Below are 25,048 nucleotides of genomic sequence, written 5' to 3'. Positions count from 1 at the left end.
TTAGCGCCACCGTGGGGGATAGGGTTGTGTCGTGACCCCGTTCTACATCGCCGGACGCCCGGCAACCAGCGACGACGCCGTCGAGATCCGCCACCCCTACGACGGGCGTCCGGTCGGTACCACCTCGAACGCCACCCCGGAGCAGGTGGAGGAGGCCGTCGCCGCCGCGGCCGCCGTCGCCGCCGAGGCCGCGGCCCTCCCCGCGAGCGTCCGGGCCGCCGCCCTCGACCACGTCAGCGCCCGGCTCAAGGAGCGCGCCGACGAGGTCGCCCGGCTCATCACCGCCGAGAACGGCAAGCCGATGAAGTGGTCGCGGGGCGAGGTCGCCCGGGCCGTCTCCACGTTCCGCTGGGCCGCCGAGGAGGCCCGCCGGTTCTCCGGCTCGCTGCAGCGCCTCGACACCGACCCGGCCGCGACCGGCCGCATCGCCCTCGTCAAGCGCGTGCCGCGGGGCCCGGTGCTGGGCATCTCGCCGTTCAACTTCCCGCTGAACCTGGTCGCACACAAGGTCGCCCCGGCCCTGGCCGTCGGCGCGCCGATCGTGCTCAAGCCCGCGCCGGCGACCCCGCTGAGCGCGCTGCTGCTCGGCGAGATCCTGGCCGAGACCGAGCTGCCCGCCGGCCTGTGGTCGATCGTGCCGATCCCGAACGACCGCGCCCCCGCCCTGGTCGCCGACCCGCGCCTGCCCGTCGTGTCGTTCACCGGCTCGGGCCCGGTCGGCTGGCAGATCCGCGACGCCGTGCCGCGCAAGCACGTCACCCTCGAGCTCGGCGGCAACGCGGCCGTTGTGGTGTGCGAGGACTGGGACGACCTGGACTGGGCCGCGACCCGGATCGCCACCTTCTCCAACTACCAGGCCGGGCAGAGCTGCATCGCGGTGCAGCGGGTGTACGTCCACGAGCGCCACTACGACGCGCTGGCCGACCGGCTGGTGTCGGCGGTCGACGCCCAGCGCACCGGCGACCCGGCCGGCGAGGAGACCGACGTCGGCCCGCTCATCAGCGAGGACGCCGCCCGGCGGGTCGAGGCGTGGGTCGGCGAGGCGGTCGCGGCCGGGGCGAAGCTGCTCACCGGCGGCAGCCGCGAGGGCGCGTCCTACGCCCCGACCGTGCTCGCCGGCGCGCCCGCGGACGCGAAGGTCAGCGCCGAGGAGGTCTTCGGCCCGGTGCTCGTGCTGGAGCGCGTCGCCTCCGACGCCGAGGGTTTCGCGGCGGTCAACTCCTCGCAGTTCGGGCTGCAGGCCGGCGTGTTCACCCGGCGGCTGGACCGGGCCTTCGAGGCGCACCGGGTGCTCGAGGTCGGCGGGGTGATCGTCGGCGACGTGCCCAGCTACCGGGCCGACCAGATGCCCTACGGCGGGGCCAAGGCGAGCGGCGTCGGCCGCGAGGGCCTGGCCAGCGCGATGGCCGACTACACGGAGGAGCGTGTGATGGTTCTCACCGGCCTGCAGCTGTAGAGCGCTTACTCCCACGCCTCGCGGGCTTCGATGGAGGAGGAGCCCGGCGGACGCTCGGCCGTTTCGTACAGCTTCGCGTCGAACACGTCGGGCTCCAAGCTGTGCTTCCAAATACGGCGGGGGAGCTTCGCTCCACCCACACCCCCTCGAAGTCGGCGCCTCGTCATTCCCACGCCTCGCGGGCTTCGATGGAGGAGGAGCCCGGCGGACGCTCGGCCGTTTCGTACAGCTTCGCGTCAAACACGTCGGGCTCGAGGAAGATGAAGCACTCGTAAGAGAGGGCGTCGCGCACCCGCTTCTCGGCGCGGTTGATCGCCGACGCCACGTGGGCCATCGTCTCGTCGCCGCGCACCGCCACCTTCGCCGCGATCAGCAGCTGGTCGGGGCCGAGGTGCATGGTGCGCAGGTGGATCATGCGCTCGACCAGCGGCTCCCGCTCGATCGCGGCCTCGATCGCGAGCAGCGTGCCGTTGTCGGCTGACTCGCCGATGAGCAGGCTGCGCATCCGCTGCGACAGTGTGATCGAGATGACGACGAGCAGCGCGCCGATGGCGAGCGTGCCGGCCGCGTCCCAGCGCCCGTCGCCCGTGACGACCGCGAGGGTGATGCCGACGAAGGCGAAGGTGAGGCCGGTCAGCGCGCCGAAGTCCTCGGCGAGCACGACGGGCAGCTCGGGGGAGCGGGTGGTCCGGATGAACCGCAGCCAGGGCGCCCCACGGCGGGACGGCTGAGCCTCGTGCACGGCCGTGCGCAGCGAGAACGACTCCAGTATCACCGAGATCCCCAGCACCACGAACGCCCAGAGCGGGTCCTGGACCGGCTCCGGGCTGTGCAGCTTCTCCCACCCCTCGAAGAGCGCGAACACGCCCCCGACCAGGAAGATGACCAGGGTGACGAGGAAGCCGTAGAAGTACCGGAACCGGGCGTACCCGAACGGGTGCAGCTGGCTCGCCCGCTGCTGGGCACGCCGGCCGCCGATGAGCAGCAGCACCTGGTTGGCGGTGTCGGCCACGGAATGTACGGACTCGGCGAGCAGCGACGACGAGCCGGTGAACAGGAACGCGACGAACTTGCTCAGCGCGATGCCGAGGTTCGCGGCCAGGGCCGCGACGATCGCCCGCAGGGAGTTGCCTTCCTCCGCCATGGTTTCATCCTGCCCCACGCGCTGGACGAGATCTCACATGCGCAACTTAGGACTGACACGTGTACGGAACGCAACCGCACTAGGCTCACTCCAGGAACAGCGACCACGACTAGGGGTGCGAGACTGTGATCGACCTGAGCCGGATCGTCAAGGCCTACGACGTGCGGGGAACGGTGCCCGACCAGCTCAACGAGCCGGTGGCGGAAGCCCTCGGGCGGGCGTTCGTGCAGACGCTGCGCAGCCGCGGCGAGTTCGCCGACAAGATCGTGACCGCGCATGACATGCGGGCCTCGGGTCCCGCCCTGGCGACGGCGTTCGCCAACGGCGCGCGCGCCGAGGGCGCCGACGTGCTGGAAGCCGGCCTGGGCTCGACCGACCTGCTGTACTACGCCTCGGGCGTGCTCGACCTGCCCGGCGCGATGTTCACGGCGAGTCACAACCCCGCGCAGTACAACGGGATCAAGCTGTGCAAGCAGGGCGCCAAGCCCGTCGGGCAGGACACCGGGCTGACCGAGATCCGCGAGCGCGCGCAGCAGATCCTCGACAGCGGGGCCCCCCGCGTCAGCGACGAGCAGCTCAAGGGCGGGCTGGAGCAGTACAGCCTGCTGGAGCGGTACGCCACCCACCTGCTCAAGCTCGTGGACCTCTCCGACATCCGGCCGCTGACGGTGGTGGTCGACGCCGGCAACGGCATGGGCGGCTACACCGTGCCGGCCGTGCTCGGATCGGGCCTGCCGCTGACGATCATCCCGCTCTACTTCGAGCTCGACGGCACCTTCCCGAACCACGAGGCCAACCCGCTGGAGCCGGCGAACCTGGTCGACCTGCAGGCCAAGGTCCGTGCGACCGGGGCCGACATCGGCCTGGCCTTCGACGGCGACGCCGACCGCTGCTTCGTCGTGGACGAGCGCGGCGAGGCCGTCTCCCCGTCGGTGATCACGGCGATGGTGGCGATCCGCGAGCTGGAGAAGGAGCCGGGCGGCACGGTCATCCACAATCTCATCACCTCGAAGGTGGTCCCCGAGATCGTGCGCGAGCACGGCGGCGAGCCGGTGCGCACCCGGGTCGGGCACTCGTTCATCAAGGCCGAGATGGCCCGCACCGGCGCGATCTTCGGCGGCGAGCACTCCGCACACTACTACTTCCGCGACTTCTGGGGCGCCGACACCGGCATGCTGGCCGCCCTGCACACCCTGGCCCTGCTCGGCGGCCAGGCCGCCCCGCTGTCGGCGCTGGCCAAGGACTACGAGCGCTACGCGGCCTCGGGCGAGATCAACTCGACGGTCGCGGACACCGCCGCGAAGATGGCCGAGATCGAGCAGGCCTTCCCCGCGGAGGTCGACCGTCTCGACGGCATCACGCTCAGCTTCCCCGACGGCAGCTGGGCCAACGTCCGCCCGTCCAACACCGAGCCGCTGCTGCGGCTTAACGTTGAGGCGCCGACCGCCGAGCGGATGGCGGCCCTGCGCGATGAGATGCTCGCCGTCATCCGCCGCTGAAGAGGAGTTGGAAAGCGTGTCCGTGGACCCCGCCCTGCTTTCGATCCTGCGCTGCCCCGACGAACACCACGCCGAGCTCACCCTCGATCCCGAGGCGCAGACGCTGACCTGCACCGAATGCGGCCGGATCTTCGAGATCCGCGACGGCATCCCGGTGCTCCTGCTCGACGAGGCGCGCCCGCCCGCTGCCGGCGGCGCGGTTGAGAACGGCGCCGACGGGGAATCCGCAAAGGCCGAAGAGGGTGGTGAAGCGTGAACCCACTTGAGGGCACCGCGGGCGTCCGCGGGCATCGCGAGATCGACCTGGCGCTGCTGGACAACTCCGAGGCGCTGGAGAAGAACGACCCGGGCGGCATGCTGCGCGCGACCGCGTCGGCCGGCGCCCAGGTGCGGGAGGCGGCCACACTGGCCGCCGAGACCGACCTGAGCGCGCTGGCCGACGAGGGCCGCCCGCGGGCCGTCGTCGTCGCGGGCGTCGGCACGGCCGCGCGCACCGGCGACATCCTCGAGACCGTCGCCGGGCCGCGCTGCCCGGTGCCGGTCCTGGCCCACCGCAGCGCGGGCATCCCCGGCTGGGTCGGCGCGGCCGACGTGGTCATCGCCGTCTCGGCGTCCGGCCGCTCCCCGGAGGCGCTCGCCGCCGCCGAGGCCGCGGGTCGCCGCGGGGCCCGGCTCGTGGCCATCGGCGCGCCCGACACCCAGCTGCACGCGCTGGCCGACCGCTTCCGCGCGCCGTTCATCCCGGTGCCGCGCCGGGCGCCGGCCCGGGCGAGCCTGTGGGGGCTGACCGTCCCGGTGCTGCTCGCCGCGCGCCAGCTCGGCCTGGTCAAGGTCACCGAGGCCGACTTCGCCGAGACCGCCGCCCGGCTGGACGCCGACGCCGAGCGCTGCCGCACGGCGATGGAGTCGTTCGTGAACCCCGGCAAGAGCCTCGCCCTCGACCTGGCCCACTCGGTGCCGATCGTCTGGGGCTCCTCGCCGCTGGCCACCGTGGCGGCCCGCCGCTTCGGCGACACGCTGTCGGCCAACGCCCGCTACCCCGCGGTCGTCGGCGCGCTCGGCGAGGCCGGCCGCGGCCGGGTCGGCCTGCTCGACGGGGTCTACGGCGGCCTGGCCGAGGACGACCGCGACATCTTCGCCGACCCCGGCGAGGAGAGCGACAACCCGGCCACCCGGCTGCGCCTCGTGCTGCTGCGCGACGGCGGCCTGACCGGCGACGACGAGGACGACGGCGAGCCGGTCGCGGTCGAGGAGCGCCGGGCCGAGGCCGTGCAGGAGCTCGCCGAGCGCCGGGGCGTGCGCGTGAGCCTGCTCACGGCCGAGGGCGGCTCCGCTCTGGAACGATTGGCCTCGCTCGTCGCGGTGCCGGACTTCACCTCGATCTACCTCGGTCTCGCGCACGGCTTCGACCCCATGGCCGTGCCGGCCGTTTCCGAGATGAAGGATCTGGTGAGTCCGTGAGAGGTCCGGAGCGAAGCGGAGGGGCCTCTCACCAGGCAACACAGCGATGCTCGCATCGCCGGAGCGAAGCGGAGCAGATGTGAGCACCGAAGGTGGGACGAAAGCGATCTTGGCGGCCCTGGCCGCCAACCTCGGCATCGCCGTCACCAAGTTCATCGCGTTCTTCCTGACCGGCTCCTCGTCCATGCTGGCCGAGGCGATCCACTCGGTCGCCGACTCCGGCAACCAGGGCCTGCTGCTGCTCGGCGGCAAGCAGGCGGCGCGGCAGGCCACCGCCCGTCACCCGTTCGGCTACGGCCGGGAGCGGTACATCTACGCCTTCATCGTCGCCGTCGTGCTGTTCTTCGTCGGCGGCGTCTTCGCCATCTACGAGGCCTGGCACAAGATCTCCCACCCGGAGCCGATCGAGTCGTGGCAGTGGGTGCCCGTGGTGGTCCTGCTCGCCGCGATCGTCATGGAGGGCCTGTCCTTCCGCACCGCGATCGGCGAGACGAGGAAGATCAAGGGCAAGGCGACCTGGGTGCAGTTCATCCGCCGGGCCAAGGAGCCGGAGCTGCCGGTCATCCTGCTGGAGGACTTCGCCGCGCTGCTCGGCCTCGTGCTCGCGCTCTTCGGCGTCGGGCTCACCCTGATCACCGGCAACGGCATCTGGGACGGCCTCGGCACCGCGGCCATCGGCGGGCTGCTCATCGCGGTCGCGGCCGTGCTCGCGATCGAGATGAAGAGCCTGCTCGTCGGCGAGGCGGCCACGCCGGAGCAGGTCGACGAGATCGAGCGGGCGATCGTGGACGGCCCCGAGGTCGAGCGCGTGATCCACATGCGCACCGTGCACCTGGGCCCCGACGAGCTGCTGGTCGCGGCGAAGATCGCGGTGCGGCACAACGAGACGGCCGGGGAGATCGCGCGCGGCATCGACGCCGCCGAGGCGCGCATCCGGGCCGCGGTGCCGATCGCCCGCGTGATCTACCTCGAGCCGGACATCTACCGCACCGACAAGGCCGGCGAGGCCGACAAGAACACCGTCCCCACCAACGCGGAGGCGCACTGACCGTGGAACTGCTCGACAGCCCGATCCGCAAGTACGCATGGGGGTCGCACACCGCGATCGCCACGCTGCAGGGCCGGCCGACGCCGACCCCGGACCCCGAGGCCGAGCTGTGGATGGGCGCCCACCCGGCGGGCCCGTCCCGGCTCGCCGTCAGCGGCACCTCCCTGGTCGACGCGATCGCCGCCGACCCGGTGACGCTGCTGGGCGCGGCAAACGTCGAGCGCTTCGGCACGCGGCTGCCGTTCCTGCTCAAGGTGCTGGCGGCGGCCCAGCCGCTGTCGCTGCAGGCGCACCCGGCGCTGGAGCAGGCCCGGGCGGCGCACGCGGCCGGGCACCCGTCCTACGTCGACGCCTGGCACAAGCCGGAGATGCTTGTCGCGCTGACCGACTTCGACGCGCTGTGCGGCTTCCGCGATCCGGCGGCGGCCGCGGCCGACCTGGCGGCGCTGGGCGTGGCGCGGCTCAAGCCGACCGTCGACGCGCTGGGCCAGGCCGACCCGGCCGCGGCCCTGCACGACGCGGTCCGGGGCCTGCTGGGCAGTCCCGACGCGGAGCTCGTCGGCGAGGTCGTGGCCGCGTGCGGGCCGCGGGCGGCCGAGCGGCCGGCGTACGACCTGGTCAGCGCCCTGGCCGAGCGGTATCCGGGCGACAGTGGGGTCATCGTGGCCACGCTGCTCAACCGGATCCGGCTGCGCCCGGGCGACGCGGTCTGGATGCCGGCCGGGAACCTGCACGCGTACCTGCGCGGCGTCGGCGTCGAGATCATGGCCGCCTCGGACAATGTCCTGCGCGGCGGCCTGACCCCGAAGCACGTCGACGTCGAGGAGCTGCTGCGGGTGCTGCGCTTCGAGGTGCTCGACGAGCCGGTGACGCACGCCGAGGACCTGGGCGGCGGCCTGTCGGCCTACCCCGTGCCGGTGCCCGACTTCGCGCTGCACCGGGCCGTTCTGGACGCCGCCCACCCGGCGGTGCGGCTGCCGGCCGGGGGCCCGCGGATCGTGCTGTGCACCCGCGGCTCGATCCGCGTCGACGACGGGGCGCTGCCGGTGACGCTCGGCCCCGGCCAGGCCGCCTTCGCGCCGGCCGCCCGCCCCGAGCTTGCGCTCAGCGGGGCCGGGGAGGCGTTCCAGGCGGCCACGCCGTAACCCACCACGAGCTGCTGAACGGGCGCACCGCGGATTTCGCGGTGCGCCCGTTCTCGTTGTCGATCCAAAGTGCCCGATTTAAGGGCTTTTGCTGGACAATCTGATTGCACATGGTAGTCTTCTAACTACGCAGGGTTTGAGACCAAGTCCAAGCCACGTGCGGGGGAACCAAACCGGGGGGAAGAGCGGGGCGGTGGGAGCAATCTCACCGCCCCGCTCGCTGTCCGGGTACTTCCTGCAGGGGTGCTTGGAGGGCTCATCCGCCGCCGCGTACCGTGAAGGGTCGCCGTACGCCTCTGCAGACCAGGAGATCGCATTGACCAGCACGCTGCCGCCGAGGACCGTCGCCGACGGTGACTTCAAGGTGGCCGATCTGTCCCTCGCCGCGTTCGGGCGCAAGGAGATCCAGCTCGCCGAGCACGAGATGCCGGGCCTCATGGCGATCCGGCGCGAGTTCGCCGCGACGCAGCCCCTCAAGGGCGCGCGGATCACCGGCTCGCTGCACATGACGATCCAGACCGCGGTGCTGATCGAGACGCTCGTGGCACTCGGCGCGCAGGTGCGCTGGGCCAGCTGCAACATCTTCTCGACCCAGGACCACGCGGCCGCCGCGATCGCCGTCGGCCCCGACGGCACCGCCGAGAAGCCGGCCGGCGTGCCGGTGTACGCGTGGAAGGGCGAGACCCTCGACGAGTACTGGTGGTGCACCGAGCAGGTGCTGCTCTGGCCCGACGGCCAGGGCCCGAACATGATCCTCGACGACGGCGGTGACGCCACGCTGCTGGTGCACAAGGGTGCCGAGTTCGAGGGCCAGGGCGCCGTACCGTCGCCGGACACCGCCGACTCGGAGGAGTACGAGGTAATCCTCAAGCTGCTGCAGCGCTCCCTCGGCGAGGACAACCGCCGCTGGACCCGCGTCGCGGCCGGCATCAAGGGCGTGACCGAGGAGACCACCACCGGCGTGCACCGCCTCTACGAGATGCAGCAGGCCGGCAAGCTGCTCTTCCCGGCGATCAACGTCAACGACTCGGTCACCAAGTCGAAGTTCGACAACAAGTACGGCTGCCGCCACTCGCTCATCGACGGCATCAACCGCGCCACCGACGTGCTCATCGGCGGCAAGGTCGCCGTGGTCTTCGGCTACGGCGACGTGGGCAAGGGCTGCGCCGAGTCGCTGCGCGGCCAGGGCGCCCGGGTCATCGTGACCGAGGTCGACCCGATCTGCGCGCTGCAGGCCGCGATGGACGGCTACCAGGTCGCCACGATGGAGGACGTCGTCGAGACGGCCGACATCTTCATCACGGCCACCGGCTGCCTCGACGTCATCACCGCCGAGCACATGGGCCGGATGAAGCACCAGGCGATCGTCGGCAACATCGGCCACTTCGACAACGAGATCGACATGGCCGGCCTCGCCCGCCGCTCCGACGTCACGCGGATCAACATCAAGCCGCAGGTCGACGAGTGGAAGTTCGACGACGGCCACTCGATCATCGTGCTGAGCGAGGGCCGGCTGCTCAACCTGGGCAACGCCACGGGCCACCCGTCGTTCGTCATGTCCAACAGCTTCGCGAACCAGACGATCGCGCAGATCGAGCTGTTCACGAAGACCGAGGAGTACCCGATCGGCGTCTACACGCTGTCCAAGTACCTCGACGAGAAGGTCGCCCGGCTGCACCTCGACGCCCTGGGCGTCCGGCTCACCGAGCTGAGCAAGAAGCAGGCCGAGTACCTCGGCATCCCGGTCGAGGGCCCGTACAAGGCGGATCACTACCGCTACTGATCCAGTGCGTCGAGGGGCCCCGCCGGAGTTTCCGGCGGGGCCCCTTGCTGTTCAAGTACCGCCGGCTTGTAGCAGATGCCGCCGAGGTCTAAGGTAATGCTGACCTAAGTTAGTCAAGGCTTACCTGCGGAGCGCGAATGACCGCCATCTACCTGATCGGCCTGCGCGAAGGACTCGAGATCACGCTGGTGGTCTCGATTCTCGTTGCGTTCCTGGTCAAGAGCGACCGCAAGCACCTGCTGAAGTGGGTCTGGTCCGGCGTCGCGGCCGCGGCCCTGCTGTCGATCGGCATCGCCGCGCTGCTGCAGGCCGGCACCGCGTACCTCTCCGGCCCCCACCAGGAGCTCGTCGACGCCATCGCCTCGCTGGTCGCAGTGGTGTTCGTGACGTTCATGATCTTCTGGATGCGCCGGATGGCCCGCCAGATGGCCAAGGAGCTGCGCGGCAGGCTCGAGGGCGCGATCGAGGTCGGCTCCTTCGCGGTGGCCGCGATGGCCTTCCTGGCCGTGGCCCGCGAGGGCCTGGAGACGTCGATCCTGTTCTTCGCCGCGGCCCAGGGCGCCGACGACTGGCAGCCGATCGTCGGCATCACGCTCGGCCTGGCCACCTCCGTGGTGCTCGGCTGGCTGCTCTACGCCAGCGCCGTGCGGATCAACCTGACGAAGTTCTTCACCTGGACCGGCGCCCTGCTCGTGCTCGTGGCCGCCGGCATCTTCAAGTACGGGGTGCACGACCTGCAGGAGGCCAACATCCTGCCGGGCCTGAACAACCACGCGTTCGACCTCTCCGGCGCGCTGCCGCCCACCGCGTGGTACGCGGAGCTGCTGCGCGGCATGTTCAACTTCACGCCGCAGCCGTCCGTGCTCGAGACCGTCGCCTGGATCGCCTACGGGGTGCCGGTCCTGGTCCTGTTCCTCATGCCGCTCCTGCGCAAGCCGGCACCGGAGCCGGTGGCCTCCAAGGCCTGAAGCCGTACCTCCCCTTTTCGACGTTTCCGTAGGAGAACCATGCGTACATCACGCCTGCTCACACTCGGCGCCGTGCCGGCGCTGGCCGTCGCCGCGCTCGCCGCGTGTGACAGCAAGGCCGACGGGGAGGCCGGTTCCGGCGCGAGCGGCAACGGCAAGATCGCCGTTACCGCCACCGACACCGAGTGCAAGATCGAGAAGACCGAGACGGCGTCGGGCCCGGTCACCTTCACGGTCAGCAACAAGGGCGGCAAGGTCACGGAGTTCTACGTGTACGCCACCGGCGACCGCATCGTCGGCGAGGTCGAGAACGTCGCGCCCGGCCTCACCCGCGACCTGATCGTCGAGCTCCCGGCCGGCAGCTACGAGACCGCCTGCAAGCCGGGCATGATCGGCAACGGCATCCGCGCCCAGTTCAAGGCCACCGGCGAGAGCAAGCCGCTGACCGACGACGCCAAGCTCGCGCAGGCGACAAAGGACTACCAGACGTACGTGAAGAACAACACCGGCGCGCTGATCGACAAGACGACCGAGTTCGTCAACGCGGTCAAGGCCGGCGACATCGAGAAGGCCAAGTCGCTCTTCCCGATCGCCCGCACCTACTGGGAGCGCATCGAGCCGGTGGCCGAGAGCTTCGGCGACCTCGACCCGGCCATCGACGCCCGCGAGGCGGACCTCGAGCCCGGCCAGGAGTGGACCGGCTTCCACAAGATCGAGAAGGACCTCTGGGTCACCAAGGACATCAGCAAGTCCGGCCCGACCGCCGACAAGCTGCTCGCCGACGTCAAGACGATCGTCGACAAGGCCCAGACCGTGACGCTCTCGCCGATCGAGCTCGCCAACGGCGCCAAGGAGCTGCTCGACGAGGTCGCCACCGGCAAGATCACGGGCGAGGAGGACACCTTCTCGCACACCGACCTGTGGGACTTCCAGGCCAACCTCGAGGGCTCCCGCAACGCGATCGCGGCGCTGCGCCCGGTCATCGAGGAGAAGGACGCCGCGCTGGCCAAGAGCCTGGACGAGAAGTTCACGGCGGCGCAGGCGGAGCTGGACAAGTACCGCAGCGGCGACGGCTGGAAGCTGCACAACGAACTGTCCGAGGCCCAGCTGAAGGCCCTCGGCGACGCCATCAACGCCCTGGCCGAGCCGATCAGCAAGGTCGCCCCCCTGGTCGCGAGCAAGTAAGGCTGACTTCGCCATGGATCGTCGCAAGATGCTTGGACTGACCGGGGCCGGGGCCATCGGGGCCGCGGCGGGCGGGGCCGTCGGCCTGCAGATCTTCGACGAGCCGCCGCCCGCCCGGGCCAACGACCCGGGCGCGGCGGTGCCCTTCTACGGCGCCCGCCAGGCCGGGATTGTCACGCCCGCCCAGGATCGGCTGCACTTCGTCGCCTTCGACGTCATCACCGACAAGAAGGCCGAGGTGGTCGAGCTGCTGCAGAAGTGGACGGCGGCCGCGGCGCGGATGACCGCGGGCAAGGACGCGGGCGCCATCGGCGCGGTCAACGGCCAGCCGGAGGCGGCCCCGGACGACACCGGGGAGGCGCTCGGCCTGCCGCCGTCGGGGCTGACGCTGACCATCGGCTTCGGGCCGACGCTGTTCCGTACCGCCGAGGGCAAGGACCGGTTCGGGATCGCCGGCCAGCGCCCGGCGGCGCTGGCCGATCTGCCGAAGTTCGCCAAGGACACGCTGAAGCCCGAGATCTCCGGCGGGGACATCTGCGTGCAGGCCTGCGCCCATGACCCGCAGGTCGCGGTGCACGCGGTGCGCAACCTGGCCCGGATCGGCTTCGGCGTGGTGAGCGTGCGCTGGTCGCAGCTGGGCTTCGGCCGTACGTCCTCGACCTCGCGGACACAGGAGACGGCGCGGAACCTGTTCGGCTTCAAGGACGGCACGGCGAACCTGAAGGCCGAGGACACGCAGCTGCTCGACGAGCAGCTGTGGGTGGCGGCGGGCGACGGGCCGGCGTGGATGACCGGCGGGTCGTACATGGTCACCCGCAAGATCCGGATGCTGATCGAGACCTGGGACCGGACCTCCCTGGCCGAGCAGGAGGCGATCATCGGCCGGAACAAGGGCGAGGGCGCCGCGCACGGGGTGGCGAAGGAGTTCGACGAACCCGACTTCGCGGCCGCCGCGGCCGGCGGCAAGCCCGCCATCGCCGAGGACGCCCACGTGCGCCTGGCGCACCAGCAGTTCAACGACGGGGCCCGGCTGCTGCGCCGCGGGTACAACTTCGTGGACGGCTCCGACGGGCTCGGCCGGCTCGACGCCGGGCTGTTCTTCATCGCCTACCAGCGCGACCCCCGCAAGCAGTTCGTGCCGATCCAGACCCGCCTGTCGCGGCAGGACGCGCTCAACGAGTACATCCGGCACACCTCCAGCGGGCTGTTCGCCTGCCCGCCCGGGGTGCCCGCCGCCGACGACTACTGGGGTCGTGCCCTGTTCGTCTAGGCCCGCCCCCTATGGTGGCCGGGTGGCGTTTGTTACTGGAAGGCAGATGCGGGGCCCGGTCGCGGCGCTGGCGGCGGTCGCGCTGCTGCTCGGCGCGTGCACCGGCGGCGGTTCCGGCAAGCCGTCGCCGACGGCCACCATCGGGTTCGCGGACTGCGAGAAGAACCCGACCACCTGCAACGGCGGCGACATCAAGCTCGGCGGGGCGTACACCTACGGCCTCGAGCAGCCGATCGCCAATTGGAACGTCAACACCCGCGACGGCGCCTCACCGGCCACCCGGCAGGCGATGTCGGGCCTGCTGCCGCAGGTGTTCAAGGTCGACCCGCAGGGCCGCCTCCAGCTCAACGCCGACCTGGTGAGCACCGCCGACATCACCAACCAGAACCCCGAGACGATCGTCTACAAGATCCGGCCCGACGCCGTCTGGAGCGACGGGATTCCGATCAGCGCCGACGACTTCGTCTTCGCCTGGAAGCAGAACTCGGGCAACCCGCTGCACTGCGCCGGCTGCACGCCCGCCGCCACCGCCGGCTACGACGTGATCAAGAGCATCGTCGGCTCCGACGGCGGCAAGACCGTCACGGTGACATTCATCGACGGCAAGACCTACGGCGACTGGAAGGGCAACTTCTCCAGCGACGGGCTGTACCCCTCGCACCTGGCCACCAAGCAGGGCTTCGACCTCGCCAAGCCCGACGGCGTGGCGGCCGCCTCCGACTGGTTCGCCCGCACGGTGCCGACCTGGTCCGGCGGGCCGTACCAGATCGACGCCTACAACCAGGGCCAGAGCGTCGTGCTCAAGAAGAACGACAAGTGGTACGGCAAGATCAAGCCCTCGCTGGACACCATCACGTTCAAGTTCGTGACCGACCCCAACGCGATCCTGCCCGCGCTCAAGGCCAAGGAGCTCACCGGCATGTCGCCGCAGCCGAGCCAGGCCCTCGTCGCCGGCGTGGCGGGCGTGCCCGGGGTGATCTACGAGGTGGGCGAGAGCTACGCCTGGGAGCACCTGACCCTCAACGTGCGCAACAAGTACCTCGCCGACCCGGTGCTGCGGCGGGCGCTGTTCACCGCGGTCAGCGTCAAGACCGTGGTCGAGAAGACGTACGGCGCGTTCGACAAGAACCTCAAGCCGCTGGGCAGCCACAACTTCGTGCCCGGGGACACCGCCTACAAGGACGTGATCTCCGGCACCGGGCAGGGCACCGGCGACAGCGAGAAGGCCAAGAAGCTGCTCACCGACGCCGGCTACAAGCTGGACAACGGCCGCCTCTCGACGAAGGCCGGCGAGGGCGTGCCGACCCTGCGCCTGCGCTACGACAAGGGCAACGCGACCCGCGCCGCGGCCGCGGAGCTGATCTCGGCCGCGCTCAAGAACGTCGGCATCGACGCCCACCCCGACCCGAGCGACGGCCTCGGCCAGACCCTCACCGCGGGCGACTTCGACCTGGTGCTGGCCGACTTCGTGAACGGGCCGCTGTACCAGGGCGCGGCCGAGCGGCGCTGGGCGACCGGGGCGGCGGCCAACTACGGCGGGTACTCCAACGCCGAGCTGGACCGCCTGGTGCACTCGGCGTCCATCGACGTCGACCCGCGCCACGCGGCGGACCTGCTCAACCAGGCCGACGACCTGCTCACGAAGGACGCGTACGTGCTGCCGCTGATGCAGCGGCCGACGCTCACGTTCACCTACTCCGAGTACGCCAACATCCGCGACAACCCGTCCGTGTGGGGCCCGACGTACAACATCCAGGAATGGGGCCTGCGCTCGGCCTGACTCAGGCGTGCGGGACCGGCGGGCGCGGCATCGGCGGCTGTGCCGGCGGCGCGGGCAGGGGCGGGGCCCAGGGGCCGGACGCGCCCGCCCGGTGCCTCGGCGGCAGGATGCGCGGGGTGACGGCGGCGTAGAGGCCCGGCCACACCGCGGCCGAGGCCGCGCGGGCGCGTGCCAGGCGGTGGCTCGAGCGGCGGTGGCGTTCGGCCAGGACGGCGGCCAGGTAGGCCCAGCCGGGCACCCCCGGCGGGGGCGGCGGCGTCGTGCGGCTCGCGACCTCGCGGGCCAGCGCCTGGCCCAGGGCCGTGCGCGCCGGCTCGGCGATCTCGCGGTTGCGGGCCAGGAAGTGGCGCACCGCCAGCGCGAGGCTGTCGTCGAGGCCGGTGAGGTCGAGCAGGGCGGCCCAGCGGGTCAGCGGCGGGGGCATGGCCGGCACCCAGCCCCAGGCGGCCGGCGTGCGCTCGTGGATGACGATCGTGCCGGCCACGAGGTCGCCGATGCGCTTGCCGCTCGGGTTGAGCATGAGCACGCCCAGGCTGCCCAGCCACGACACGACCGGAAAGAGCAGGCCCGGCCACTCGATGGCGAGGCCGACCAGGGCGCGGGCCAGCGCGTGGCGGAAGCGCACCGGGCCGCCGTCGTCGCGCACCACGCGCAGGCCCATCGCCGCCTTGCCCGGCGTGCGGCCGCGCAGGAAGGTCTCCCAGAACACCGGGTAGCCGACGAGCGTCACCGCCATCAGCACCACGACGATCGCCTCGAGCAGCCCCTCGTCGAAGATGTTCGTGCGCACCGTCAGCCACACCACGAGCGCGGTGGCGAAGAGCAGCGCGATCAGCAGCAGGCACTGCAGCGCGATGTCGAGCATCAGGGCGAGCACGCGCGAACCGGCCCGGGCCACCCGCACCTCGAGCTCGACGGCCTCGCCGCTGACGAGGCGCTCGCCGGGGGCCGCCGCGGCCGAGGTGTCGGTCATGGCTGACAGTCTGCTACAACGGCGCACGTCACGGGGCCCGGCCGGGACCCCCGGGACGTGACGGAGCCGTCTACGCTGCCGGAGTGGACCTGGACGCCTTCGTGGGCGAGCACAACGCCGAATGGCGGCGGCTCGAGGAGCTGTCGAAGCGGCGCAAGCTCGGCGCCGCCGAGGCGGACGAGCTCGTCGCTCTGTACCAGCGCGCCGCGACCCACCTGTCGCTGATCCGCAGCCGCTCGCCCGAGCCGATCCTGGTCGCGCGCCTGTCCCGCCTGGTACTCGGCGGACGCAACGCGCTCACCGGCGCGCCCTCGTTCTCGCCGGCCACGGTCGTCCGCTTCTTCACGCACACCTTCCCGCTGGCGGTGTACCGCGCCTGGCCCTGGTGGTGCGGGGTGGCGACGGTCTTCTCGCTGTTCACGTTCTCCCTCATGGCCTACGTGGCGGCCAACCCCGACGTGGCCGGGTACTTCATGTCCGACGGCGAGATCGGCGACCTGGTCAACAACCAGTTCGAGGGGTACTACAGCCAGTACCTGCCGCAGAACCAGTTCCTGCGCGTCTGGACCCACAACGCGCTGCTCACCGGCGAGTGTCTCGCCTCCGGCGTCGTGTTCTTCCCGGTGGTGTACCTGCTGTTCCAGAACGCCCTCAACGTCGGGCTCATCGGCGGGGTGATGATCGCGTACGGCCGCACCGACACGTTCTTCGGGCTGATCGTCCCGCACGGCCTGCTGGAGCTGACCGCCGTGTTCATCGGCGCCGGCGTGGGCCTGCGCATCGGCTGGTCCTGGGTCGCCCCGGGCCCGCTGCGCACCCGCGGCCGCGCCCTGGCCGAGACGGCGATGGAGGGCATGCTCGTCGCCCTCGGGCTCGTGGCCGTCCTCCTGGTCAGCGGCCTGCTGGAGGCGTTCGTGACGCCCGCGAGCATGCTGCCGTACATCGTGCGGGACTTCATCGGCTTCGTGGTCTGGGCGGCGTTCCTGGCGTACGTCTTCATCCTCGGCCGCCGGGCCCACCTGGAGGGCGCCACCGCCGCTATCGAGGGAGAGATCGCCCAGGAGTCGCTCCCGGCCGCCTGACCCAGGTGGGCGTCCAGACCTCGCCGTCCGGGCGGGTGCGGCGGCCCTGCAGGTAGGAGCGCAGCCGGCCGAGCGCCGGGTGCGGGTTGTCGAGCCGCCACAGCAGCGACATCGGGTACACCGGCGCGGGGTCGCGCACCGGGACGCGGCGCAGGTCGTAGGCGTCCGGCCACATGTACCACGAGCCCGCCCCGACCAGCGTCGCCACGTCCGCGGAGGCGGCGATCTCGGCCAGCAGCGCCTCGTTGCCGAAGATCGGCCCGACCACGTCGATGGTGAGCCCGAAGACGGCGGCGAGCTCGTCGTAGTAGGCGCCCCACTCGGTGCCGGCGGCCAGCCCCGGCATCCGGATGCGGTGCCCGGCCAGCTCCGCGGGCGTCACGGCGGCGGCGTCGGCGAGCGGGTGGCGCGGCCCGACGAGCAGCTCGTGCGGCTCGTCGAGCACGTGGGCGGCCCCGATCCCGTCCGGCAGGCGGTGGTCGGGCCCCGGCACGGCGTGGAAGGTCGCGTCGACCGTCCCGGCCCCGACGGCGGCGGCGGCCGTGTCGACGTCCCCGGCCAGCGTCACGACGTCAAGGTCGATCTGCGGGCACACCCGATAAAAATCCTGCAGCAGGACGGCCGCCGCGATCCGCCGGTTGACGACGTCGACGCGCAGGGCCCGGCGCCCGGGGCGCACGGAGGCGTCGGCGCGCTCGGCTACCCGCAGCAGCTCCCGGGCGTGGGGCAGGAACGCCTGGCCGTCGGCGGTGAGCCGGGCGCCGCGCGCCGTGCGGGTGAACAGGCGCACGTTCAGGTCGCGCTCGAGCGCGGCGATGCGCTTGGAGACCGCCTGCTGCGTGATCGCGAGCTCGGCCGCGGCCTCCTGGAACCGCCCGGCGTCGGCGGCGGCGACGAAGGTGCGCACGGCGTCGAGATCCACGCCGCCGACCCTATGTGTACAACGGGACGTTGTGGCGCGCCGCCGGCCGCGTTGTTTGCCTGCCCAGTGCCGATTCTGCTGTGATCCCCGGCGTGGCGAGGCGGAGTCTGGGTGCGCGGTTCGGGTGGTTGTGGGCGGCGTACGCGGTAAGCGCGTACGGCTCCGGGCTGGGCTTCGGCGCCCTGCCGCTCATCGCGGTCCTCGCGCTGCACGCCGGCCCGGGGCAGGTGGCCGCGCTGTCGGCGATGGGCCCCGCGGTCGGGGCGCTGATCGCGCTGCCGCTCGGGCCGTGGGTGGAGTTCCGCCGCAAGCGGCCGGCGATGATCGCCATGGACCTGGCCCGGTTCGCGGCGATGATGACCGTGCCGATCGCGTACGCCCTCGGCCGGCTGACCTTCGCGCAGCTCCTGACCGTCTCGGCGGTCGTCGCGGCGGCCAGGATCGCCTTCGGCGCGGCGAGCGGCGCCTACCTCAAGACGGTGGTGCGGCCCGAGGACCTCCTCGTGGCCAACGCGCGGTTCGAGTCCACGAACTGGAGCTCCATCGCGGTCGGGCCCCCGCTCGGCGGCGCCGCGGTCGGGCTGTTCGGGCCGGTCACCAGCATCGTGGCCGACGCGCTGAGCTACCTGCTGTCCGCGCTCGGCATCGCGGCGATCCGCGACCGCGAGGACCCCCCGGTGCGCGCCGCCCGCCGGACGGGCCTCGGCGAGCTCCTCGACGGTTGGCGGTACCTGCTGAGCCACCCCGGCCTGCGCGCGCTCTACGCGAACCAGCTGCTCGTGGGCGGGCTGATCATGGCCACCGAGCCGCTGCTGGCCGTGCTCCTGCTCCGGCAGCTCGGGTTCGCGCCGTGGCAGTACGGCCTCGCCTTCGCCGCCCCCTGCCTGGGCGGCCTGGTGGGCTCGCGCCTCGCGCCGCGGGTCGTGGCGCGGTACGGCCGCCGGCGGGTCGTGCGCGTGGTCGGCACCCTGCGCGCGGTCTGGCTGGTCGGGCTCGCGTTCGTCGGGCCCGGGCCGGCCGGGCTGGCCACGGTGATCGCGGTCGAGCTCGCGATCATCGTCAGCATGAGTCTGTACAACCCGGTCCTGGCCACGTACCGGCTCGAGGAGATCCCGAAGGAGCGGGCGGCCCGCACCCTGTCGGCCTGGTCGATCGGCAGCAGCGCCGCGATCGCGCTGCTGACCGCGCTCGGCGGCGTGCTGGCCGACGTCACCGGCCCCCGCACGGCGATCGCGGTCGTGGGCCTGCTGATCCTCGGCACGCCGCTGCTGCTGCCGAAGCTGCAGGATCAGAGCCGGCCGGTGTGCTTGAGCGCGAGGTAGTGGTCGGTCAGGCGGGAGGCGAACTCATCGGCCGGGGCGTCCACGACCTCGACCCCGTGCCGGCGCAGCGCCGCGGCCACCCGGTCGCGCTCGGCCAGCGCGCGCTGGGCGGCGGCCGCGGCGTACACGTCGGACGGGGTCGCGTCGGGCGTCACGTGGGCCATCCGGGTCAGCTCCGGGTCGTGCACCGCGGCGACGATCAGCTTGTGCCGGGCGGCCAGCTGGGGCAGCACCGGCAGCAGGCCCTCGCCGAGCGCGCCGGGCTCCAGCGCGGTGAACAGCACGACCAGGGCCCGCTTGCGCTCGCGGCGCAGCACCTCGCCCGCGACCAGGCCGAAGTCGGTCTCGACCAGGGCCGGCTCGAGCGGGGCCATGGTGGTGACCAGGCGGAACAGCAGCGTGCGCTTGTCGACGTTGGTGACCGAGGCGCGCACGGCGGTGTCCACGGCGAGCAGGTCGACGCGGTCGTCGGCGCGGGCGGCGACCGAGGCGAGCAGCAGCGCGGCGTCCATGGCCGCGTCGAGGCGGGGCTCGTCGCCGATGCGGGCGGCGGAGGTGCGGCCGGTGTCGAGCACGCACACCAGGCGCCGGTCGCGCTCGGGCCGCCAGGTGCGCACCACGATGTCGGAGCGGCGGGCGCTGCCGCGCCAGTCGATCGAGCGCACGTCGTCGCCGACCACGTACTCGCGCAGCGTGTCGAACTCGGTGCCCTGGCCGCGGCCCCGGGTCACCACGGAGCCGTCCAGCACGCGCAGGCGGGAGAGCTTCTCGGGCAGCAGGCGGCGGCTGTGGAAGCGCGGGTACACCCGCAGCCGCCACGACGGCGTGAGCCGGTCCGCGGCCCGCCGGCTCGTCTGGCGGTACATCAGCCCGAACGGCCCGACCGAGCGCACCAGCACCCGCACGGCCGGCCGGTCGCCGCGCCGCGTCGGGGTGAGCGTGGTGGTCACGCCGACCGTGCGGCCCGGCTCGATCCGCACGTCGTGCATCGTGGGCGTGGCCCCGGCGGAGGGCACCCACGCGTCGCGCACCCGCCCGGTCAGCACCCGGTCGGAGCGGTTCTGCAGCAGCAGGGTCACCCGGCCGGTCTCGCCGAGCCACAGCGACTGGTCGCCGGTGCGGCTCGCCCGCAGCAGCTTCGGCGAGGCGGCGTTGAGCCAGTCCACGACGCACGCGGCGGCGACGGCGAGCACCAGCAGCCCGGCCGCGACCCACAGCCAGGGCGCCGAGATCGAGCCGCCCACGATGGCCCCGGCGAGCGCGATGACGACCGCCCCGCCGCCGAGCAGTGCCGCCGCCCGCCAGGTGATCATCGCGGGGTCGGGACGGTGGCCAGCACCGACTCGAGCACGTTGTCGGTGGTGACGCCCTCGAGCTCGGCCTCGGCCCGCAGGCGCACCCGGTGCCGCAGCGCCGGGCGGGCCAGGGCCTTGACGTCGTCCGGGGTCACGTAGTCGCGCCCGGTCAGCCAGGCCCACGCCTTGGACGCGGCCAGCAGCGCCGTCGCCCCGCGCGGGGACGCGCCCAGCTCCAGCGACGGCGAGACCCGGGTCGCCCGGCACAGGTCGACGATGTACGCCAGCACGCCGTCGGCCACCGATACCCGCTGCACCGCGGCGCGCCCGAGGGCCAGGTCGGTCGCGGTGGCCACGGCCTGCACCCCGGCCTCGCGCAGCCGGCGCGGGTCGAAGCCCTGGTGGTGCGCGCGCAGGACGCCCATCTCCTCGTCGCGGGTCGGCAGCGGGACCGTCAGCTTGACCAGGAACCGGTCCAGCTGGGCCTCCGGCAGCGGATACGTGCCCTCGTACTCGATCGGGTTCTGCGTCGCGGCGACCAGGAACGGGTCGGGCAGCGGCCGCGCGATGCCCTCGACCGACACCTGCCGCTCCTCCATGACCTCCAGCAGCGAGGCTTGGGTCTTCGGCGGGGTCCGGTTGATCTCGTCGGCGAGCAGCAGGTTGGTGAAGACCGGCCCCTCGCGGAACTGGAACTCCGCGCTGCGGGCGTCGAAGATCAGCGAGCCGGTGACGTCGCCGGGCATCAGGTCGGGGGTGAACTGGACCCGCTTGGCGTCGAGGTCGAGGGCGGCCGCGATGGTGCGGATGAGCAGCGTCTTGGCGACGCCGGGCACCCCCTCCAGCAGCACGTGGCCGCGGGCCAGCAGCGCGATGACCATGCCGGTCACGACCGCGTCCTGCCCGACGACGACCTTGCCCACCTCGGCGCGCAGGCGCCCGAGCGCGGCCCGGGCCTGCTGCGCGCCGGCCTCGGGCGAGCCTTCGATCAGCGGGGTGGCGATGTCGGTCACCGTGGCTCTCCTTCGAATGGGGCGGCCGGGGCCGGCTGCGCTCCGGGTTGTTCGGTCGTGACGGCGTTGACGAGCTGCTCGAGGCTCACGGCCGCGGCGACCAGCTCGTCGTCGGTGTCGGGCGGCCGCCCGAACAGCGTGTGCTCGACCGCGGGCGGCGGCCATCCGCTGCTGGCCGCGACCGCCTCGATGAGCACCGGCCGTTCGACGTCGGGGTCGAGGCGCAGCAGCCGGGTCAGCCGGACCACGGCCGCGTCGCGCAGCACCTGCAGCGACTCCCCGCGGGCCTTCGCGCGCTGGTAGAGCCGGCCCCGGCCGATCGCGGTCTCGCTGGAGCGCACGACCACCGGCAGCGGCTCGACCACGGGCGCGCCGAGGCGCCGGGCCATCGCCACCGCGAGCGCGACGACGCCCAGCACGGCGAGGGCGGTCGCGACGTACGTCCACGGCGGGAACGCGCTCCAGAGCGGGTTGGGCGGGTCGTCCGGCGGCCGGGGTTCCTCGTTCTTGCCGTTGCCCGGCTGCGGCGGGTTGGGGGTGGCGCCCCGGCCCGCCTGGGGGAAATCGGTGTCGCGCGGGTCGCCGGGGTTGGACGGGTCGACCGGGCGCAGCGACGGCGGCGCGCCCGGGGCGCCCGCGAGGCCGGGGTCGTCGGTGATCCCGGGCGGGGGCTCGCGCCGGTGCAGGTCGAGCCAGATGAGCCGCGGCGCGCCGGTGAGCAGCCCGGTGGCCAGCTTCGCGTTGCCGTGCTCACCTATGCGGTCGTTGCGGAACGGGTCGGTCGAGCCCACGACCGTGACGTTGACGCCCGCCCGCTGGTACACCACCAGCGAGTCGTCGTAGCAGCGTGCGACCTCGCGGCCGAGGTCCGGGTCGAGGGGGCCGTAGCGGGTGCGCACCACCGCCGCCGTCCCGGCCCGGGCCGCGGGCGCGTAGTCGCAGCCGGGCGCGGCGGTCTTCGCGATGTAGTTGCGGGCCGTGCCCTGCATCGGCAGCAGCCCCTCGGCGATGGTGGCGGAGCCGGGCTCGACGATCACCACCCGGGTGGTGGCGGGCAGCACCTTGAGCATGCGCAGGTAGTACTTGTGCATCAGCTGCGGCGTGGTGATCAGCAGCGTGGCGTTGCCGCCGTAGGCCGCGACGAGCGCGTCGGAGCTCTTGTGCTCGATGACGATGTCGACGCCGGCCTGGCGCACCCGGCCGGCGAGGTCGGCGGCCCCGATGCCGTCCCGGCTGCCGGGCGACAGGAAGGCCTCGTCCTCGGCGTTCGGCTCGCCCCACTGGTACACCAGCGTGCCCACGAGCATCAGCAGGAGCACGGCCGCGGGCGGCAGCACCAGCCGCAGCCACCGCCGGTTGCGCGCCTTCCGGGGCTTCGCGGCCGGTGCGGGCGGCACCGTCGCCGCGGGCGTCGTCGTCGCTGTCGTCATCGGCCGACCTCCGCGGCGAGCTCCCGCATGCGGCCGTCGTGCTCGGCGGTGGCGGGGCGCTCGCCGTACCAGATGTCGGAGAAGATCCCGGAGGCGCTGCTCATCGGCGCCGCGACGGCCGGCCGGGCCGCCCCCGCCGCGCGGGCCAGTTCGGTGACGGTCATCCCGGGCTGGTGCTCGATGACGTGGCGCTCGACGAGCCCGCGGACCATCGCCCGGAGCCGCTCGCGGACCGCCTCGGCATAGCGGCCCTCGGCGGCGAGCCGGTCGGCCAGCGACGCGAAGACGTGGGCCGGCAGCTCCGGCACCGCCTCGCCGGCGGACGGCTCGGCCTCCGGCTCGTCGTCGGGGCCGAGGTCGACGTCGAGCTGCTGCTCTTGCTCCCTGCCCTTGCGCTGGCGGCCCAGGCGCAGGCGCGGGAAGCGCTTCGGGATCCAGCGGGGGTAGAAGTAGTACAGCAGGCCGAAGGCGAGCGCGGCCACGAGCAGCAGCACCGCCGCCAGGGGCACGCCGATCCAGTCGTCGACGGCCTGCAGGAAGGTCGCCCAGCCCCTGGTCATCGCACCGCCGCCCCGAGGATGACGGAGCCCGCCAGGTCGATCGGGCGGTTCAGGCGCCGCAGCCGGCCGATGGCCACGTCGAGGCCCTCGACCCGCATCCGGACCTCGATGTAGAGCACCGCGTCGATGCAGGCGAGCGCGGCGTAGGCCACCGTGTCGACGATCGTCCAGACGGCGATCATGGCGATCGCGTAGCCCGTCCCGTAGGGCCGCAGCCAGATCTCCAGCAGCGCCGCGCCGCCGAGGCCGAGCGCCAGGCGGATGGCCGCCCAGCTGATGTACCCCCCGACGCGGATGAACACGCCCCGCAGCCCGCGCCCGGCGAGCTTGAACGAGCGGCCGACGGCTCGGAACGGCCCGATGCGGTCCACCACCAGGGCGGGCGGGGCCAGCCCGAGCAGCCCGAAGAGCAGGGGCCAGGGCAGCATCAGCACGAGCGAGGTGGCGAAGATCAGGGCGGCGGTCAGCGCCGCGATCACGAGCAGCGGCAGCGCGCGGCGCAGCACCTGGCGCAGCAGGTCGCGCCCGCGGACCTTGCGGCCCAGCAGGCCCGGGCCGGCCGCGGCGCCCGCGAACCCGCCGAGCAGGCTCAGCACACCGGCCTCGAGCGCCATTGAGACGCAGAACACCAGCCAGGACTGGGCCGGATAGTCGTCGAGGACGAGCCAGTAGGCGGGTGGCCGCATGTGGGCCCACTCGCGCAGCGGATACAGCAGCACCTGCTGGACCGCGGCGAGCACGAACGCGGCGCCGAGCAGCAGCGGGGCCTGGGCGCGCAGGAGCGACACGGCGGCGTCGAGCAGCTCACCGAAGGTGAGTGGACGCATCGGTATCACGGCCCGGGTCTCCTCCACGCCGGACACCGTAGTCGGCTCATGCGACTTCGGGAGGCCTGATCACTCACGGTTACTGTATCGACACTATCGGACGCGAAAAATCCATGATCGGCGGTCGGGTTCCCAAACTCGGGCGCCGAGGTGAAATATTGGATCGCATGAGAGCCCGCGTCCTGGTGGTCGACGACGACCCCGCCCTCGCCGAGATGCTCGGCATCGTCCTGCGCAGCGAGGGCTTCCTACCATCATTCGTCGCCGACGGTGAGCGCGCTCTCGCCGCGTTCCGGGACACCCGCCCCGACATCGTGCTGCTCGACCTGATGCTGCCCGGCATGAGCGGGATCGACGTGTGCCGGTCCATTCGCGCCGAGTCGGGCGTGCCGATCGTGATGCTCACCGCCAAGAGCGACACGGTCGACGTGGTGCTGGGCCTGGAGTCGGGGGCCGACGACTACGTCATGAAGCCGTTCAAGCCCAAGGAGCTCGTCGCCCGCATGCGCGCGCGGCTGCGCCGGGGCGAGGACGTGGCGCCGGAGCTGCTGACCATAGGGCCTCCGGGCAACCAGATCACCATCGACGTGCCGGCGCACACCGTGATGCGCGACGGCGAAGAGGTCAAGCTGACCCCGCTCGAGTTCGACCTGCTGGTCGCGCTCGCGCGCAAGCCGCGCCAGGTGTTCACCCGCGAGGTGCTGCTCGAGCAGGTCTGGGGCTACCGCCACGCGGCCGACACGCGCCTGGTCAACGTCCACGTGCAGCGGCTGCGGGCCAAGATCGAGCCCGATCCCGAGAAGCCGGAGATCATCCTGACCGTGCGCGGCGTCGGCTACAAGGCCGGGACCGGTTAGGCCGACCGTGGTGCGTATCGACCCGATC

22 protein-coding genes are annotated in these 25,048 nt (G+C 72.6%); 14 read left to right on the top strand and 8 right to left on the bottom strand.

All coding sequences use genetic code 11. The features are described from left to right. The first annotated feature begins 31 nt into the window (after nt 1-31). A complete protein-coding gene (locus ACPPVO_RS55990) occupies nt 32-1,456 on the top strand; it encodes an aldehyde dehydrogenase family protein (RefSeq protein WP_426507813.1) in 1,425 nt (474 codons plus the stop codon). Nucleotides 1,457-1,619: 163 nt separating this feature from the next. On the opposite strand, the gene ACPPVO_RS55985 is transcribed toward ACPPVO_RS55990, so the two are convergent. Then, nucleotides 1,620-2,600 (bottom strand): cation diffusion facilitator family transporter, encoded by a 981-nt coding sequence (locus ACPPVO_RS55985; protein WP_426507811.1) that lies wholly within the window; start codon nt 2,598-2,600, stop codon nt 1,620-1,622. A 125-nt stretch (nt 2,601-2,725) separates the two neighbouring features. On the opposite strand from ACPPVO_RS55985, the gene ACPPVO_RS55980 reads away from it, so the two are divergent. From ACPPVO_RS55980 to ACPPVO_RS55935, 10 genes are all read left to right on the top strand, one after another. After that, the gene (locus ACPPVO_RS55980; RefSeq protein ID WP_360378436.1) at nt 2,726-4,099 is read left to right on the top strand and encodes a phosphomannomutase/phosphoglucomutase; all 1,374 of its coding nucleotides are present in this window, start codon (nt 2,726-2,728) and stop codon (nt 4,097-4,099) included. A gap of 16 nt (nt 4,100-4,115) precedes the next feature. Further along, nucleotides 4,116-4,355, top strand: coding sequence for a Trm112 family protein (locus tag ACPPVO_RS55975; RefSeq protein ID WP_426507809.1), 240 nt, complete (start codon nt 4,116-4,118; stop codon nt 4,353-4,355). Then, nucleotides 4,352-5,560 carry an SIS domain-containing protein gene (locus tag ACPPVO_RS55970; protein WP_360378431.1) on the top strand — a complete coding sequence of 403 codons (1,209 nt, stop codon included), beginning with the start codon at nt 4,352-4,354 and terminating at the stop codon, nt 5,558-5,560. Before ACPPVO_RS55975 ends, ACPPVO_RS55970 begins: the two co-directional genes overlap by 4 nt. Nucleotides 5,561-5,639: 79 nt before the next feature. Then, nucleotides 5,640-6,608, top strand: a complete 969-nt coding sequence (locus ACPPVO_RS55965; RefSeq protein ID WP_426507807.1) for a cation diffusion facilitator family transporter — start codon at nt 5,640-5,642, stop codon at nt 6,606-6,608. Nucleotides 6,609-6,610: 2 nt separating this feature from the next. Next, nucleotides 6,611-7,753 carry a mannose-6-phosphate isomerase, class I gene (gene manA, locus ACPPVO_RS55960; protein ID WP_426507805.1) on the top strand — a complete coding sequence of 381 codons (1,143 nt, stop codon included), beginning with the start codon at nt 6,611-6,613 and terminating at the stop codon, nt 7,751-7,753. A gap of 316 nt (nt 7,754-8,069) precedes the next feature. Further along, on the top strand, nt 8,070-9,536 hold the full coding sequence (gene ahcY / locus ACPPVO_RS55955) for an adenosylhomocysteinase (RefSeq protein ID WP_426507803.1): 1,467 nt from the start codon (nt 8,070-8,072) through the stop codon (nt 9,534-9,536). A 137-nt stretch (nt 9,537-9,673) separates the two neighbouring features. Continuing rightward, on the top strand, nt 9,674-10,504 hold the full coding sequence (gene efeU, locus ACPPVO_RS55950; RefSeq protein ID WP_426507802.1) for an iron uptake transporter permease EfeU: 831 nt from the start codon (nt 9,674-9,676) through the stop codon (nt 10,502-10,504). 39 nt (nt 10,505-10,543) lie between these two features. Further along, on the top strand, nt 10,544-11,689 hold the full coding sequence (gene efeO / locus ACPPVO_RS55945; protein ID WP_426507800.1) for an iron uptake system protein EfeO: 1,146 nt from the start codon (nt 10,544-10,546) through the stop codon (nt 11,687-11,689). 28 nt (nt 11,690-11,717) lie between these two features. After that, nucleotides 11,718-12,959 (top strand): iron uptake transporter deferrochelatase/peroxidase subunit, encoded by a 1,242-nt coding sequence (gene efeB, locus ACPPVO_RS55940; RefSeq protein ID WP_426507799.1) that lies wholly within the window; start codon nt 11,718-11,720, stop codon nt 12,957-12,959. 22 nt (nt 12,960-12,981) lie between these two features. Further along, on the top strand, nt 12,982-14,739 hold the full coding sequence (locus tag ACPPVO_RS55935; RefSeq protein ID WP_426507797.1) for an ABC transporter family substrate-binding protein: 1,758 nt from the start codon (nt 12,982-12,984) through the stop codon (nt 14,737-14,739). A gap of 1 nt (nt 14,740) precedes the next feature. Here ACPPVO_RS55935 and ACPPVO_RS55930 read toward each other — a convergent pair whose 3' ends face one another. Further along, nucleotides 14,741-15,712 carry an RDD family protein gene (locus ACPPVO_RS55930; RefSeq protein WP_426507796.1) on the bottom strand — a complete coding sequence of 324 codons (972 nt, stop codon included), beginning with the start codon at nt 15,710-15,712 and terminating at the stop codon, nt 14,741-14,743. Nucleotides 15,713-15,795: 83 nt separating this feature from the next. Between ACPPVO_RS55930 and ACPPVO_RS55925 the strand changes: the two genes are divergently transcribed. Then, the gene (locus tag ACPPVO_RS55925; RefSeq protein WP_426507794.1) at nt 15,796-16,794 is read left to right on the top strand and encodes a stage II sporulation protein M; all 999 of its coding nucleotides are present in this window, start codon (nt 15,796-15,798) and stop codon (nt 16,792-16,794) included. On the opposite strand, the gene ACPPVO_RS55920 is transcribed toward ACPPVO_RS55925, so the two are convergent. Beyond that, complete coding sequence (locus ACPPVO_RS55920) at nt 16,751-17,716, bottom strand: LysR family transcriptional regulator (RefSeq protein ID WP_426507792.1); 966 nt, start codon at nt 17,714-17,716, stop codon at nt 16,751-16,753. The two genes, ACPPVO_RS55925 and ACPPVO_RS55920, sit on opposite strands and share 44 nt — an antisense overlap. A gap of 92 nt (nt 17,717-17,808) precedes the next feature. On the opposite strand from ACPPVO_RS55920, the gene ACPPVO_RS55915 reads away from it, so the two are divergent. Next, complete coding sequence (locus ACPPVO_RS55915) at nt 17,809-19,038, top strand: MFS transporter (protein ID WP_426507790.1); 1,230 nt, start codon at nt 17,809-17,811, stop codon at nt 19,036-19,038. On the opposite strand, the gene ACPPVO_RS55910 is transcribed toward ACPPVO_RS55915, so the two are convergent. The 5 genes from ACPPVO_RS55910 to ACPPVO_RS55890 are packed head-to-tail and all read right to left on the bottom strand — an operon-like array spanning nt 19,005 to nt 24,190. Then, nucleotides 19,005-20,351 (bottom strand): DUF58 domain-containing protein, encoded by a 1,347-nt coding sequence (locus ACPPVO_RS55910; protein WP_426507789.1) that lies wholly within the window; start codon nt 20,349-20,351, stop codon nt 19,005-19,007. The two genes, ACPPVO_RS55915 and ACPPVO_RS55910, sit on opposite strands and share 34 nt — an antisense overlap. Further along, a complete protein-coding gene (locus tag ACPPVO_RS55905) occupies nt 20,348-21,346 on the bottom strand; it encodes an AAA family ATPase (protein ID WP_426507787.1) in 999 nt (332 codons plus the stop codon). The genes ACPPVO_RS55910 and ACPPVO_RS55905 overlap by 4 nt, the downstream gene beginning before the upstream one ends. After that, nucleotides 21,343-22,776: a DUF4350 domain-containing protein gene (locus ACPPVO_RS55900; RefSeq protein ID WP_426507785.1), complete on the bottom strand. Its 1,434-nt coding sequence runs from the start codon at nt 22,774-22,776 to the stop codon at nt 21,343-21,345. The genes ACPPVO_RS55905 and ACPPVO_RS55900 overlap by 4 nt, the downstream gene beginning before the upstream one ends. After that, complete coding sequence (locus tag ACPPVO_RS55895; protein WP_426507783.1) at nt 22,773-23,336, bottom strand: DUF4129 domain-containing protein; 564 nt, start codon at nt 23,334-23,336, stop codon at nt 22,773-22,775. The genes ACPPVO_RS55900 and ACPPVO_RS55895 overlap by 4 nt, the downstream gene beginning before the upstream one ends. After that, nucleotides 23,333-24,190: a hypothetical protein gene (locus ACPPVO_RS55890; RefSeq protein ID WP_426507781.1), complete on the bottom strand. Its 858-nt coding sequence runs from the start codon at nt 24,188-24,190 to the stop codon at nt 23,333-23,335. The genes ACPPVO_RS55895 and ACPPVO_RS55890 overlap by 4 nt, the downstream gene beginning before the upstream one ends. Nucleotides 24,191-24,330: 140 nt before the next feature. Here ACPPVO_RS55890 and mtrA point away from each other — a divergent pair, with 140 nt between their 5' ends. Beyond that, a complete protein-coding gene (mtrA, locus tag ACPPVO_RS55885; RefSeq protein WP_223098678.1) occupies nt 24,331-25,020 on the top strand; it encodes an MtrAB system response regulator MtrA in 690 nt (229 codons plus the stop codon). Nucleotides 25,021-25,048 lie beyond the last annotated feature (28 nt).

The sequence above is a fragment of the Dactylosporangium sp. McL0621 genome (genome assembly GCF_049995355.1).
Lineage (GTDB): Bacteria > Actinomycetota > Actinomycetes > Mycobacteriales > Micromonosporaceae > Dactylosporangium.
This window is presented reverse-complemented; position numbering and strand designations above follow the sequence as displayed.

Bases quoted from the DNA above. Each gene is read 5' to 3' on its own strand.
- ACPPVO_RS55985 (WP_426507811.1), bottom strand. From the start codon at position 2,600: ATGGCGGAGGAAGGCAACTCCCTGCGGGCGATCGTCGCGGCCCTGGCC.
- efeU (WP_426507802.1), top strand. From the start codon at position 9,674: ATGACCGCCATCTACCTGATCGGCCTGCGCGAAGGACTCGAGATCACG.
- efeO (WP_426507800.1), top strand. From the start codon at position 10,544: ATGCGTACATCACGCCTGCTCACACTCGGCGCCGTGCCGGCGCTGGCC.
- ACPPVO_RS55900 (WP_426507785.1), bottom strand. From the start codon at position 22,776: ATGACGACAGCGACGACGACGCCCGCGGCGACGGTGCCGCCCGCACCG.
- efeB (WP_426507799.1), top strand. From the start codon at position 11,718: ATGCTTGGACTGACCGGGGCCGGGGCCATCGGGGCCGCGGCGGGCGGG.
- ACPPVO_RS55910 (WP_426507789.1), bottom strand. From the start codon at position 20,351: ATGATCACCTGGCGGGCGGCGGCACTGCTCGGCGGCGGGGCGGTCGTC.
- ACPPVO_RS55895 (WP_426507783.1), bottom strand. From the start codon at position 23,336: ATGACCAGGGGCTGGGCGACCTTCCTGCAGGCCGTCGACGACTGGATC.
- ACPPVO_RS55930 (WP_426507796.1), bottom strand. From the start codon at position 15,712: ATGACCGACACCTCGGCCGCGGCGGCCCCCGGCGAGCGCCTCGTCAGC.
- mtrA (WP_223098678.1), top strand. From the start codon at position 24,331: ATGAGAGCCCGCGTCCTGGTGGTCGACGACGACCCCGCCCTCGCCGAG.